The organism is Paracoccaceae bacterium Fryx2, assembly GCA_032334235.1.
Classification (GTDB): domain Bacteria; phylum Pseudomonadota; class Alphaproteobacteria; order Rhodobacterales; family Rhodobacteraceae; genus JAVSGI01.
Map to the genome: position 1 here is coordinate 39,357 of JAVSGI010000002.1, position 12,135 is coordinate 51,491.

Annotated in this window: 10 protein-coding genes; 7 read left to right on the forward strand and 3 right to left on the reverse strand. The window is 68.1% G+C overall.

Annotation, left to right across the window (positions count from 1 at the left end; all coding sequences use genetic code 11):
* Nucleotides 1-2 precede the first annotated feature (2 nt).
* The 7 genes from RNZ50_00840 to RNZ50_00870 are packed head-to-tail and all read left to right on the forward strand — an operon-like array spanning nt 3 to nt 8,586.
* A complete protein-coding gene (locus RNZ50_00840; protein MDT8853599.1) occupies nt 3-2,171 on the forward strand; it encodes a 4Fe-4S binding protein in 2,169 nt (722 codons plus the stop codon).
* A gap of 1 nt (nt 2,172) precedes the next feature.
* On the forward strand, nt 2,173-4,113 hold the full coding sequence (gene nosZ / locus RNZ50_00845) for a TAT-dependent nitrous-oxide reductase (protein ID MDT8853600.1): 1,941 nt from the start codon (nt 2,173-2,175) through the stop codon (nt 4,111-4,113).
* A 3-nt stretch (nt 4,114-4,116) separates the two neighbouring features.
* Complete coding sequence (locus tag RNZ50_00850) at nt 4,117-5,445, forward strand: nitrous oxide reductase family maturation protein NosD (GenBank protein MDT8853601.1); 1,329 nt, start codon at nt 4,117-4,119, stop codon at nt 5,443-5,445.
* Nucleotides 5,426-6,307 (forward strand): ABC transporter ATP-binding protein, encoded by an 882-nt coding sequence (locus RNZ50_00855; GenBank protein MDT8853602.1) that lies wholly within the window; start codon nt 5,426-5,428, stop codon nt 6,305-6,307. The genes RNZ50_00850 and RNZ50_00855 overlap by 20 nt, the downstream gene beginning before the upstream one ends.
* Nucleotides 6,304-7,125, forward strand: coding sequence for an ABC transporter permease subunit (locus tag RNZ50_00860; protein ID MDT8853603.1), 822 nt, complete (start codon nt 6,304-6,306; stop codon nt 7,123-7,125). Before RNZ50_00855 ends, RNZ50_00860 begins: the two co-directional genes overlap by 4 nt.
* On the forward strand, nt 7,122-7,676 hold the full coding sequence (locus RNZ50_00865) for a nitrous oxide reductase accessory protein NosL (protein ID MDT8853604.1): 555 nt from the start codon (nt 7,122-7,124) through the stop codon (nt 7,674-7,676). The genes RNZ50_00860 and RNZ50_00865 overlap by 4 nt, the downstream gene beginning before the upstream one ends.
* A gap of 1 nt (nt 7,677) precedes the next feature.
* On the forward strand, nt 7,678-8,586 hold the full coding sequence (locus RNZ50_00870) for an FAD:protein FMN transferase (GenBank protein ID MDT8853605.1): 909 nt from the start codon (nt 7,678-7,680) through the stop codon (nt 8,584-8,586).
* A 4-nt stretch (nt 8,587-8,590) separates the two neighbouring features.
* Here the strand turns inward: RNZ50_00870 and RNZ50_00875 are convergent, their stop codons facing one another.
* The 3 genes from RNZ50_00875 to RNZ50_00885 are packed head-to-tail and all read right to left on the reverse strand — an operon-like array spanning nt 8,591 to nt 12,127.
* Nucleotides 8,591-9,664 (reverse strand): DUF1513 domain-containing protein, encoded by a 1,074-nt coding sequence (locus tag RNZ50_00875; GenBank protein ID MDT8853606.1) that lies wholly within the window; start codon nt 9,662-9,664, stop codon nt 8,591-8,593.
* Between the two features lies 1 nt (nt 9,665).
* The gene (locus tag RNZ50_00880; protein ID MDT8853607.1) at nt 9,666-10,631 is read right to left on the reverse strand and encodes an imelysin family protein; all 966 of its coding nucleotides are present in this window, start codon (nt 10,629-10,631) and stop codon (nt 9,666-9,668) included.
* Nucleotides 10,631-12,127 carry a di-heme oxidoredictase family protein gene (locus tag RNZ50_00885; protein ID MDT8853608.1) on the reverse strand — a complete coding sequence of 499 codons (1,497 nt, stop codon included), beginning with the start codon at nt 12,125-12,127 and terminating at the stop codon, nt 10,631-10,633. Before RNZ50_00885 ends, RNZ50_00880 begins: the two co-directional genes overlap by 1 nt.
* Between the last annotated feature and the right edge of the window lie 8 nt (nt 12,128-12,135).

Here is a 12,135-nt window from a genome sequence, read left to right on the forward strand (position 1 = left end):
CCATGCTCTTGCCGACTGTTCTTCGACTTCTTGTTGCGCTGGTGCTGGCGATCGCCGCCCCGACGCTGGCCCATGCGCAGGGCAGCGTGCTGGAACAATTCCTGGGCGAGGTTGCCACGGCCGATCTGGTGGCGGGGGCTGACGCTTTCGGCGCGATCCGCGGCGATGTGGCGGCCGCGCCGGTGCTGCAGGGCGGCCAGACCATCGGCTGGGCTTTCGTCACTTCGGATTTCGTTTCGACCACCGGCTATTCGGGCAAGCCCATTCACACCATGGTCGCGCTGGGGCCGGATGCCAGGGTGATCGGCGTGCAGCTGGTCAAGCATTCGGAACCGATCGTCCTGATCGGCATCCCCGATGCCAAGGTCAAGGCGATGGTCGCAGGCTACATCGGGCTTGATCTGGTGGCAGAGGCCGCGGTCAACGGCTCTGGCCACGATCTGAACATCATCTCTGGCGCGACGGTCACGGTGATGGTGATCGACGATTCCATCGTGCGCTCGGGCCTGAAAGTGGCGCGGGCGCTGGGGCTGGGCGGGCTGAAGCCCGATGTCGTGGTGGGCCCGACGGTCGAGCTTGACCCGGAAGCACAGGCCCCGACCGACTGGGTCGGGCTGGCGGGCGATGGCACGGTGCGGCGGCTGGCGCTGGATGTGGCGCAGGTCAACACGGCCTTTGCCGCAGGCCCCGACTCGCGCGCCGCCTCCCGGCCCGAACCGGGCGCCCCTACCGACCTGTTCTCCGAGATGCAGCTGGCGCTGGTTTCGGTGCCCGCCATCGGCAAGGCCGTGCTGGGCGAGGCCGAATATGCCAACCTCGTCGCCACCCTCAAGCCGGGCGAACATGCCATTCTGGTGGCCGGGCGCGGCAGCTATTCGTTCAAGGGGTCGGGCTATGTGCGCGGCGGTATCTTCGACCGGATCGTCCTGGTGCAGGACGACATCTCGGTGCGCTTTCACGACCGCCAGCACAAGCGGCTGGTCGCGCTGACCACCAGCGGCGCGCCCGCGTTCACCGAAGTCGACCTGTTCCGCATTCCCGCCGATGTGGGGTTCGACCCGACCCGGCCGTTCCGGCTGCAACTGCTGGTGCAGCGCGCGGTGGCGGCGACGGAACGGGCCTACACCACCTTCGACCTCGGCTACCAGTTGCCGGAGCGTTACCTGCGCAAGATCGTTTCCGCCGTTACCAGCCCCGGTCCTGTCGTCTCGGCCGATGAGGCGGCCGCCCAGCAGGCGCTGTGGCAGCGCATCTGGTGGGACAAGCGGTTCCAGATCGCGGGCCTTGGCGCGATGCTGCTGGTGCTGACCGCGGTGTTCTTCTTCCAGAACTACTTCACCCGCAATGCCCGCGTGTTCTTCTGGTTCCGCATCGGCTTTCTGACCGTCACGCTGGTGTTCCTTGGCTGGTATGCAAACGCGCAGCTTTCGGTGGTCAACCTGATGGCGCTGTTCGGCGCGCTGGTCAGCGGGTTCAGCTGGCAGGCGTTCCTCCTGGACCCGCTGACCTTCATCCTGTGGTTCGCGCTGGCCGCCGCCCTGCTGTTCTGGGGGCGCGGCGCCTATTGCGGCTGGCTGTGCCCCTTCGGCGCCTTGCAGGAGCTGACCAACCGCATTGCCAAGGCCCTGCGCATCCCGCAATGGACATTGCCCTGGGGCCTGCACGAACGGCTGTGGCCGCTGAAATACATGATCTTCCTTGGCCTGTTCGGCGTGTCGCTGGCGTCCATCGAACAGGCCGAGCATCTGGCCGAGGTCGAACCCTTCAAGACCGCCATCGTGATGAAGTTCATACGCGCCTGGCCCTTCGTGGCCTATGTCGTGGCGCTGCTGGTGGCGGGGCTGTTCGTCGAGCGGTTCTATTGCCGCTACCTGTGCCCGCTGGGGGCGGCACTGGCGATCCCCGCGCGGCTGCGCATGTTCGACTGGCTGAAGCGCTATCGCGAATGTGGCAACCCCTGCCAGACCTGCGCCAACGAATGCATGGTGCAAGCCATTCATCCGACTGGGGAAATAAACCCCAACGAATGCCTGAACTGCCTGAATTGCCAGGTGCTTTACCGCTCGAAAACCATCTGCCCCGTCGTGATCAAGCAGCTGAAGCGGCGTGACGCCGTTTCGGCCAGCCCGGTCGGGGCCGTTCCTTCCACCACCAACAGAATGGGTGCATGAAATGACTGACGAAACCAAGACAGGGATCAGCCGCCGGGGCCTGCTGGGCGCCACGGCGGGCGGGGCCGCACTGGCCGGGGCCTTTGGCGGCCGTCTGGCGCTGGGTGGCGGAGCGGCCGGCATCGCCGCGCTGACGTCGGGGGCGGCCCGGGCTGCATCCGATGCGGCAGGGTCGGTTGCCCCGGGCCAACTGGACGAGTACTACGGCTTCTGGTCCTCGGGCCAATCGGGCGAGATGCGGATCCTCGGCATTCCGTCGATGCGCGAGCTGATGCGGGTGCCGGTCTTCAACCGCTGCTCGGCCACCGGCTGGGGCCAGACCAATGAATCGCTGGCCATCCTCAACGAGGGGCTGACCGAAAAGACCCGCCGCCATCTGGCCGCCAACGGCAAGAAGATGCACGACAACGGCGACCTGCATCACCTTCACATGTCGATGACCGAGGGCAAGTATGACGGCCGCTTCCTGTTCATGAACGACAAGGCCAACACCCGCGTTGCCCGGGTGCGCGTCGACGTGATGAAATGCGACAAGATCCTGGAAGTGCCGAACGCCAAGGCCATCCACGGGATGCGCCCGCAGAAATGGCCGCGCACCAACTATATCTTCGCCAACGGCGAGGACGAGGCGCCGCTGGTCAACGACGGCTCGACCATGACCGACCCCTCGACCTATGTGAACATCTTCACCGCGATCAACGCCGACGAGATGACGGTGGCGTGGCAGGTGATCGTGTCGGGCAACCTCGACAACACCGATGCCGATTACGAGGGCAAATGGGCGTTCTCGACCTCGTACAACTCGGAAATGGGCATGACGCTGGCCGACATGACTGCCGCCGAGATGGATCACGTGGTGGTGTTCAACATCGCCGAAATCGAGAAGGGCATCGCGGCGGGCGATTTCCAGGAACTGAACGGCGTCAGGATCATCGACGGCCGCAAGGGCCAGAACAAGAACTATACCCGCTACATCCCGATCGCCAACAACCCCCACGGCTGCAACATGGCGCCCGACAAGAAGCACCTGTGCATCGGCGGCAAGCTGTCGCCCACGGTGACGGTGATCGACGTGACGAAGCTGGACACGATCTTTGCCACCGACGCCGATCCGCGCTCGGTGGTGGTGGCCGAACCCGAACTGGGTCTGGGGCCGCTGCACACGGCGTTCGACGGGTCGGGCAACGCCTACACCTCGCTGTTCCTCGACAGCCAGGTGGTGAAGTGGAACATCGAAGACGCAGTGCGCGCCTATGCGGGGGAAGCGGTCGATCCGATCAGGGACAAGATCGACGTGCATTACCAGCCCGGCCACCTGAAGACCCTGATGGGCGAAACGCTGGAGGCAGAGGGCAAGTGGCTGGTCTGCCTGTGCAAGTTCTCGAAAGACCGCTTCCTGAACGTCGGCCCCCTGAAACCCGAGAACGACCAGCTGATCGACATTTCCGGCGACAAGATGGTGCTCCTGCATGACGGCCCCAACTTTGCCGAACCGCATGACGCGATTGCCGTCCATGCCTCGAAGATCAACCCGCTGTCGATATGGGACAGGCAGGACCGCATGTGGGCCGCAACCCGCAAGCAGGCCGAGGCCGACGGCATCGACCTGGACGACTGGCAGGATACGGTGATCCGCGACGGCAACAAGGTGCGGGTCTACATGACCTCGCAGGCACCGACCTTTGCGCTGGAAAGCTTTACCGTGACCGAGGGCGACGAGGTGACGGTGATCGTCACCAACCTTGACGACATCGACGACCTGACCCACGGCTTCACCATGGGCAACCACGGGGTCGCGATGGAAATCTCGCCGCAGGCCACCGCGTCGGTGACCTTCGTCGCGGCCAATCCGGGGGTCTACTGGTATTACTGCCAGTGGTTCTGCCACGCCCTGCACATGGAAATGCGCGGCCGGATGTTCGTCGAACCGAAGGAGGCCTGAGCCATGCGCCTGCTTCGGATCATCGCGGCCTGTCTGCTGCTGGCGCCGGTGGCACGGGCGGCCGATATTGCCGTGCCGTCCGGGGCGGGCGCCCTGCAACGCGCCATCGCCGGGGCTGCCCCCGGCGATGTGCTGCTGCTGTCGGCTGGTGTCCACACCGGCCCGGTGGTGGTCGATCGCCCGCTGGTGATCGACGGCCGTGGCGTGGCGGTGATCGACGGCGGCGGCAAAGGCACGGTGGTCACCATCACCGCCGATGACGTGACGTTGCGCGGGCTGACGGTGCAGAACTCCGGCAGCCGGAACGAGGACATCGACTCGGGGATCAAGGTCGTCCGGGGCGTGCGGCGCGCGCTGGTGGAAGACAATCGCCTGACCGACAACATGCACGGCGTCGATGTGCATGGCGGCATCGACACGATGGTGCGCGGCAATACCATCGAGGGCCGCCGAAACCTGCACATGAACGAACGCGGCAACGGCTTTTACGTCTGGAACGCCCCCGGCACGGTGATCGAGGACAACTCTGTGCGCTGGGGCCGCGATGGCATCTTCACCAATGCCTCGAAGCGCGGCACCTTCCGCCGCAACCTGTTCCGCGACCTGCGCTTTGCCGTCCACTACATGTACACCCACGATTCCGAGGTGACAGGCAACATCAGCATCGGCAACCATCTGGGCTATGCCATCATGTTTTCCGACCGGGTGTCGGTCACGGGCAACAAAAGCCTGGGCGACCGCAGCCACGGCGTGATGCTGAACTTCGCCAACAAGTCCGACATTTCGGGCAACCTCGTTCGGGGGGCCGAGAAATGCACCTTCATCTACAACGCCAACCGCAACCTGATCGTCGGCAACCGGTTCGAGGGCTGCGACATCGGCATCCACTTCACCGCCGGTTCGGAAAAGAACGCAATGACCGGCAACGCCTTTGTCGGCAACCGCGAGCAGGTGAAATACGTCGGCACCCGCAACATCGAATGGAGCCTGGAGGGGCGGGGCAACTTCTGGTCCGACCACCCGGCCTTCGATCTGAACGGCGACGGGCTGGCCGACAGCCCCTTCCGCCCCAATGATCTGATGGACAGCATCCTGTGGTCGCAGCCCGCCGCCAGCCTGCTGCTGGGCTCGCCCGCCGTGCAGCTGATCCGCTGGTCGCAATCCAGCTTTCCCGCAACGCTGCCCGGCGGGGTGGTCGACAGCCATCCGCTGATGGCACCCACCGAAATGCCGCTGCCCCCCGGGATTGCCGCGATGGCAACCGACGTGGCCGGCCGCTGGCTGAAAGAAACGACGGACGATGCAGAGCTTGATGCTGAAACAACTCACTAAGACCTATGCCGGGGTGGCGGTGCTGTCCGACGTGTCGCTGACGGTGGCGCCCGGCGAACGGGTGGCGCTGCTGGGTCACAACGGTGCCGGGAAATCGACGATGATGAAGATCATCCTCGGCCTGATCCCGCATGACGGCGGCGAGGTGAGGGTGACGGGCGCTGCACCGGGGTCGGCAGAGGCGCGCGGAGCCACCGCCTATCTGCCGGAAAACGTGGCGTTCCACCCCTCGCTGACCGGGCTGGAACAGATGCGCTTCTACCTGTCTCTGCGCGGCGAAAGCCCGCGCGAGGCACTTGCGCTGCTGGAACGCGTCGGCCTGCACGCGGCGGCAGGGCGGCGGATCGGCACCTATTCCAAGGGGATGCGCCAGCGGGTCGGGCTGGCGCAGGCGCTGATCGGCAAGCCGAAACTGCTGGTGCTGGACGAGCCGACCTCGGGCCTCGACCCGGTTTCGCGCCGCGATTTCTATGCGCTGCTCGACGGGTTGGCGGCTGACGGCGCTGCAATCCTGCTGTCATCGCACGCGCTGACGGAAGTGGAGGCGCGCACCGACCGCATCGTGATCCTGTCGCAGGGCGCGCTGGTGGCCGGCGGCACCCTGGCCGACCTGCGCCGCAGCGCCGCCCTGCCGGTAACGCTGCACGTCACGCCCCGCGACGGCGCGCTGGCGGCTGTGCAGGCCGCGCTGCCCGAGGCGATGGCGCAGGGCGGCGCGCTGACCCTGACCTGCGCGCAAGACGCCAAGCTGGCCGTGCTGACCCGCATCACGGCGTTGGGCGGTCTGGTGGCCGATCTCGACGTGCTGCCCCCCAGTCTCGAAGACATCTACAGCCATTTCAGCCGGAGGGACGGTCAATGAGGCGCATCCTCGCCACCGCCGCCGCCGAAACCCGCATCGCGGTGCGCAACCGCTGGGTCAGTATCGCCGTCGTGATGATGGTGCTGTTTTCCCTGGTGCTTTCGGCGGCGGGTTCGGCCCCTTCCGGCGCGCTGGGGGCAGACCGGCTGTCGGTCACGGTCGCCAGCCTGACCAGCCTTGCGGTCTATCTCGTGCCGCTGGTGGCGCTCTTGATGTCGTTCGACGCGGTGGCGGGCGAGGTGGAGCGCGGCACGCTGCCGTTGCTGCTGACCTATCCGGTATCGCGGGCCGAGGTTTTGCTGGGCAAGCTGCTGGCGCATCTGGCGATTCTGACGCTGGCGGTGGCGGCGGGCTATGGCGTGGCCGCCGGGGCCGCCATCGCGGTGGACCCCGAGGCGGCCAGCGGCCTGCCCGCGCTGTGGCGGCTGATGTGGTCGTCGATGCTGCTGGGCGCGACCTTTCTGGGGGTGGGCTATGCGATCTCGGCGCTGTCGCGCAGGCCCTCCGGGGCGGCGGGGCTGGCGATCGGGCTGTGGCTGGTGATGATCGTGCTTTACGATCTGGGCCTGCTGGCCGCCGTGGTGGCCGATGACGGCGGCACCTTCACCACCACCGTGTTCCCCTATGCCCTGCTGGCCAACCCGGCCGATGCCTTCCGGCTTTACAATCTGGCCGCATCGCAGGCCACCGCCGCGGCGGCGGGCATCTCTGGCGCGGCCAACGCGATTCCGGTCTGGCAGTCGCTGACCTCGATCCTGCTCTGGCCGCCCGTGGCCCTTGCCCTTGCCATCGCGGCATTCCGAAAGGTGACACCATGAAACGCGCGCTTGCCCTGATACTTCTGTTGGCCGCCTGTCGCGAGGAAACCGCCGCCCTTCCGCAACCCGTTGACCTGACACCGGAAACGGTGGGCTATTACTGCCAGATGAACCTGCTGGAACATCCCGGCCCGAAAGGTCAGGTGCATCTTGACGGCCTGCCCGGCGCGCCGCTGTTCTACAGCCAGGTGCGCGACGTGGTGGCCTACCTGCGAATGCCCGAGCAAAGCCATGCGGTGACGGCGGTCTATGTCAACGACATGGGGGCAGCCGCCAGTTGGGAAGACCCGGGGCCCGGCAACTGGGCGCCGCTGGCCGATGTGGTCTTCGTGGTCGGCAGCGACCGGATGGGCGGCATGGGGGTGGCCGAGCTGGTGCCGTTCCGCGACAGCGCCAAGGCCGCAGCCTTTGCCGGGGCGCATGGCGGCCGGGTGCTGGCGCTTGACGACATTCCCCACGCCGATGTGGTGCCGACAGTGGCGGACCTTGGCGGCGAAGACGAGGATTTCAGGGCCCGCCTGCGACGGCTGGGCCAGCAGACAGGAGGCTGACATGGCAACGCTGACCCGGCGGCGGTTCATCGCGATTTCGGCGGCGGCGGCGGGGCTCGCGGCCCTTCCCGCGCATGCCGATCTTTTCGCATGGCGCGGCGTGGCGCTTGGGGCGGCGGCCTCGATCCACCTGGCACACCCCGATGCGGCGGCGATCACCGCCCGCGCCGTGGCCGAGATGGCGCGCCTTGAGGCGATCTTCAGCCTTTACCGCGCCGATTCCGCACTGGCGCGTCTGAACGAAAGCGGTGAACTTCTGGCACCGCCGTTCGAGCTGCTGGAATGTCTGGCGCTTTGCGGCCGGGTCCATGCCGCCACGGCGGGGCGGTTCGACCCGACGGTGCAGCCGCTCTGGGCGCTTCATGCCCGGCGATACAGTGAAGGCACGCAGCCCGGCGCGGCCGAGATTGCCGCCGCCCGCGCGCTGGTCGGCTGGCCGGATGTCAGCCTTGCAAGCGACGCCGTGCGCCTGCGCCCCGGCATGGCGCTGACGCTGAACGGCGTGGCGCAGGGCTTCGTGGCAGACCGTGTGGCCGACCTGCTGGCAGCCGAAGGGTTGACCGACATCCTGATCGACACCGGCGAATTGCGCGCGCTTGGCGGAATGCCGGCGGGTGGCGGCTGGCCGGTGACGCTGACCACCGGCGGCAGGCTGGCGCTGTCCGGCCGGGCGCTGGCGACCTCGGCCACGCTTGGCACGGTGTTCGATCAGGCCGGCAGGGTGGGCCACATCCTGGAGCCGCACAGCGGCCTGCCCGCGCCGAACCCGTGGCGGCAGGTTTCGGTTTCCGCGCCAACGGCTGCGGTGGCCGATGCGCTGTCCACCGCCGCCTGCCTGATGCCGGACCGGGCCACCATCGAGGCCGCGCTGCAAGGCTTCGACGGGGCTCGGATCGAGGGTCTGGTCTAGGACGCTACGCGCTGCCGGCAAAGACCGGCACCAGATGGTTGTCCCAGGCGCTGGCCCGGCTGGTCAGCAGGGTCAGCCCTTCGGTCCCGACCCGCCACAGCGAGCCGAGCCCGTCACTGGCGACGAGCTGCCCGGAGGCATCGGCGGCGACACCGCAGATGTCGGCGCGGCTGTGGGTGGCAAGGGGCGCGCCATCCCTGCCGAACAGCATCACCACCCCGCCGCGCGGCGAGGTGATCGCCATCTCTCCCGCAGGCGTCATCGCGACCGAACCGGCATAGCCCCGCATCCGCAACGCCTCGGCCGGGCGTGCCGGGCACAGCAGGGCAGGGTGCCCCGGCGTCCACAGGCCCAGCAGCGGCACCGGCTCTGCGGGGTCGCCCTCCCATTGCATGGCGAAGGCAATGCGGCCATCGGGCCCGAGTGCCAGATGGCGGATCGAGTTCCGGTGCAGCCCGGGCGGCAGCTCGGCCTGATCCAGCACCGTGCCGGTCGCGGAAAGCCGGGTCAGGTTCGGGCGCATGTCGGGCAGGTTCAGCTTGCTGCGGTCGCCCGGATCGGTGGCGATGCCGCCATTGGCGACGATCAGGCTGCCATCCGCCAGCCGCTTCAGATCATGCGGCCCGATTCCGCCCGAGGCCCATTCACCGATCCGGGTGAACCCCGCGGTTTCCCACAGGCCGATGCGCCCCTGCGAGGTTTCGGCCACCACTTCCGAGGTGTAAAGCACCTCTCCCCCGGCCGAAAACACGCCGTGCCCGTTGAACTGGCGCCCTTCGGGCGGGGTCAGGCGGTGGCCCGCAGTGCCGCCGGCACAGTCGATCACAAGCGCGAAGGTGCCGGGTCGGCGGGCAAAGGCCACGGCCAGCGGCCGGTCGGGGTGGGCCGCCGCCGCATGGCCGCGCGCGGGCAGGGGCAGGGAAAACAGGCTTTCGCCCGCAGCCGAAAGCCCGTGCAGCCGATAGCCGTCGCCCTCCCTGGCGGCGGCAAGGAAGGCGGGGCTGCCCGCATCGGCCCAGGTCGGGAAGGGCAGGGCAAGCGCCGCGAACCCGGCCAGAAAGGCGCGGCGGCTGGTCATGTCAATCTCCGTCCTGGGCGTTGAAGCCGATGCCCACATCCATTTCGGGGGCCAGTTCGGCCAGGATGACCCCGCGCAGCGCGACCACCGCCTGTTGCAGGATCTCGACCTTCAGGCGCCCTTCGGGGTCTGCCACCCCGACCAGGACAGGATCATCCAGCCCGGTTGCCACGGCAATGGCATGGTCGAAGGCGGCGATGGTCAACGGCGCGTCTGGCGTCAGGGTTTCCACCATGCCGCGCATCGCCTGCAAGGCCAGAAGGATGTTGCGCAGCGACCGGCCCGAGGCGCGGGCCTCGGCGCGTTCGGGGCGCGGCGTCGTGAAGCTGCCCAGCGGCCGGCCAAGGCGCTGATCGTCCAGAAACTCCAGCCCCGCGGCAAGCTGGGTGAACAGCGCCTGCCGCGCCTCGGGGCGGGTCAGGTAGGTGGTGTTGCCCGGCTCGCCCGCCGTCAGCAGCAGATCGGCAAAGCCGCCGGTCCAGCCTTCGTTCACTTCGGCGGCAATGCGGGCCAGATCGGCGGCGGTGGCGCGAATCAGCGGGCAGGGGTCTGCCGCCAGCGGCTCGGCGGGATAAAGCAGCCGCTCCAGCGCGGGCAAGCCGCGTGCGGCAACCGATTGTTCGGCAAAGGCGGCAGGCTCCAGCACGGCGGGATCTGCCAGCAACAGCGCGCGTTGCGCCCGTTCCCCGATCGCCTTCGGGTCGGGCCAGAAGGCAATCGCCAGGCTGCGGCCATCGGTTTCCACCGGGCCGAACCGCAGGTGCTGCACCGCCATCCAGGCGTCATAGGCCGCATGGAACGCGGGCTGCACCTCCGCCGGATCGCAGCCTTGCGCCGTGGTTTCGGCAAGCACTGCCGTGGCCGCCGCGAAAGCGGCCTGGCCCGGCAGGATATGGTCGCGCACGGTCTCGGTGAAATCGGCCCGGGCCGGGGTGGCCAGCACGATCAGCAGAAGGGCAAGGCGCATCACAGGCTCTCCAGAAAGGCAATCAGCGCGTTGCGGTCGGCGGCGGGCAGGGCGGTGACGCCGTCGCGGGCGGCCTCGGCCTCGCCGCCGTGCCACAGGATCGCCTCCAGCAGGCTGCGGGCGCGGCCGTCGTGCAGGAACTGGCTGTGGCCGGAAACCTGCCGCGTCAGCCCGATGCCCCACAGCGGCGGAGTCTTCCATTCCGTGCCCGTGGCGCGGCCTTCGGGTCGGTGGTCGGCCAACCCTTCGCCCATGTCGTGCAGCAACAGGTCGGTATAGGGCCAGATCAGCTGGAAGCTTTGCTCGGGCTGGCCGTCAAGCCGGTGCGTGACGTGCTTGGGCGTGTGGCAGCCGGTGCAGTTCAGGTCGTGAAACACCGCCTTGCCGCGCAGCACCCGGGGGTCATCGACCCCGCGCCGTTTCGGCACGCCGAGGTTGCGGGAATAGAACGCCACCAGATCAAGGCTTTCTCCGTCAACCTCCAGCCCGTCGCGGAGATCGGCTTCCTGCCCATGCTGCGCGCTGCGGCAATCGGCCTGCGCTGCGGTGCAATCGCCCCATGGGTCGGGGTGCAGCGGGCTGGAAAGCCCCATGTCGCCCGCAAAGGCCCCGGCCGACTGTTCCCTGACCGTGGGCGCCCCGCCCTTGAAGCCAAAGCGGCCCAGCATCGGCACGCCGAACTCGACCGAGGGCACGATGGACGCGCGACCCGAGATGCCGTCGCCGTCCGCATCATCCGGGTCTTGCCGGGCGAGGATGTCGGCCGCCGGAATCGCCTCCAGCAGGCCAAGCCCGATCATCTGCGGCGCGACGCGCGGCGACAGCATCAGGTCCGGGTGCGGCGCGCCGTGGCCGGGGTTTGAAAAAGCATATGCCGGCGCACGCAGCGACACCACCAGCCCGTCGGCAAGGGTCACCGGCTGTTCGGTATAGGCAACCTCCATCCGGCCCTCGGCGGTGTGGCCCGGCGCGGCCATATCCTGCAACTGGCCGCCATAGGTCGGGTCGGGCTGGGTTGCCAGCCAGTCCTCGATCCCTTCGGGCGAAGGCCCGCCCGGCACCGACAGCCGCAGGAACATCGAAACCCGCCCGTCCGCCGCCCCCTCGGGCGGATGGCCGCGCCCGTCCTTCAGGTGGCAATCCTGACAGCCGCGGGCGTTGTATAGCGGCCCCAGCCCGTCTGACGCTAGGGTGGAGGCAGGCGCCGCCACCCAGGTCTTGCGAAACAGCGCATTGCCCAGCTTGAAGGCCATTTCGTCCTTGAACGGCATGTTGGCCGAAAACTGGCTGAACGCATCGGCATTGCTGCGGGCGCGCACCGTGGCGGCCCCGGCGGACCCGGCCTCGTAGGGCTCGGGGGCCGAAAAATCGGTGGGGGGTGCCAGAATGGCCGCCACCCGGGCGACCTCGGCCTCGGTGCGCGGTATGACCGGCAGGTGGCGGTCATCCAGCACCTGCGCGAATCCGGGTGCAGCAAGGAACGGCAGAATCAACAGGCAGCGAC

Coding starts and splice junctions, on each gene's coding strand:
- RNZ50_00860 (MDT8853603.1), top strand. CDS start 6,304: ATGAGGCGCATCCTCGCCACCGCCGCCGCCGAAACCCGCATCGCGGTG.
- RNZ50_00865 (MDT8853604.1), top strand. CDS start 7,122: ATGAAACGCGCGCTTGCCCTGATACTTCTGTTGGCCGCCTGTCGCGAG.
- RNZ50_00855 (MDT8853602.1), top strand. CDS start 5,426: ATGCTGAAACAACTCACTAAGACCTATGCCGGGGTGGCGGTGCTGTCC.
- RNZ50_00880 (MDT8853607.1), bottom strand. CDS start 10,631: ATGCGCCTTGCCCTTCTGCTGATCGTGCTGGCCACCCCGGCCCGGGCC.
- RNZ50_00875 (MDT8853606.1), bottom strand. CDS start 9,664: ATGACCAGCCGCCGCGCCTTTCTGGCCGGGTTCGCGGCGCTTGCCCTG.
- RNZ50_00840 (MDT8853599.1), top strand. CDS start 3: ATGCTCTTGCCGACTGTTCTTCGACTTCTTGTTGCGCTGGTGCTGGCG.
- RNZ50_00870 (MDT8853605.1), top strand. CDS start 7,678: ATGGCAACGCTGACCCGGCGGCGGTTCATCGCGATTTCGGCGGCGGCG.
- RNZ50_00850 (MDT8853601.1), top strand. CDS start 4,117: ATGCGCCTGCTTCGGATCATCGCGGCCTGTCTGCTGCTGGCGCCGGTG.
- nosZ (MDT8853600.1), top strand. CDS start 2,173: ATGACTGACGAAACCAAGACAGGGATCAGCCGCCGGGGCCTGCTGGGC.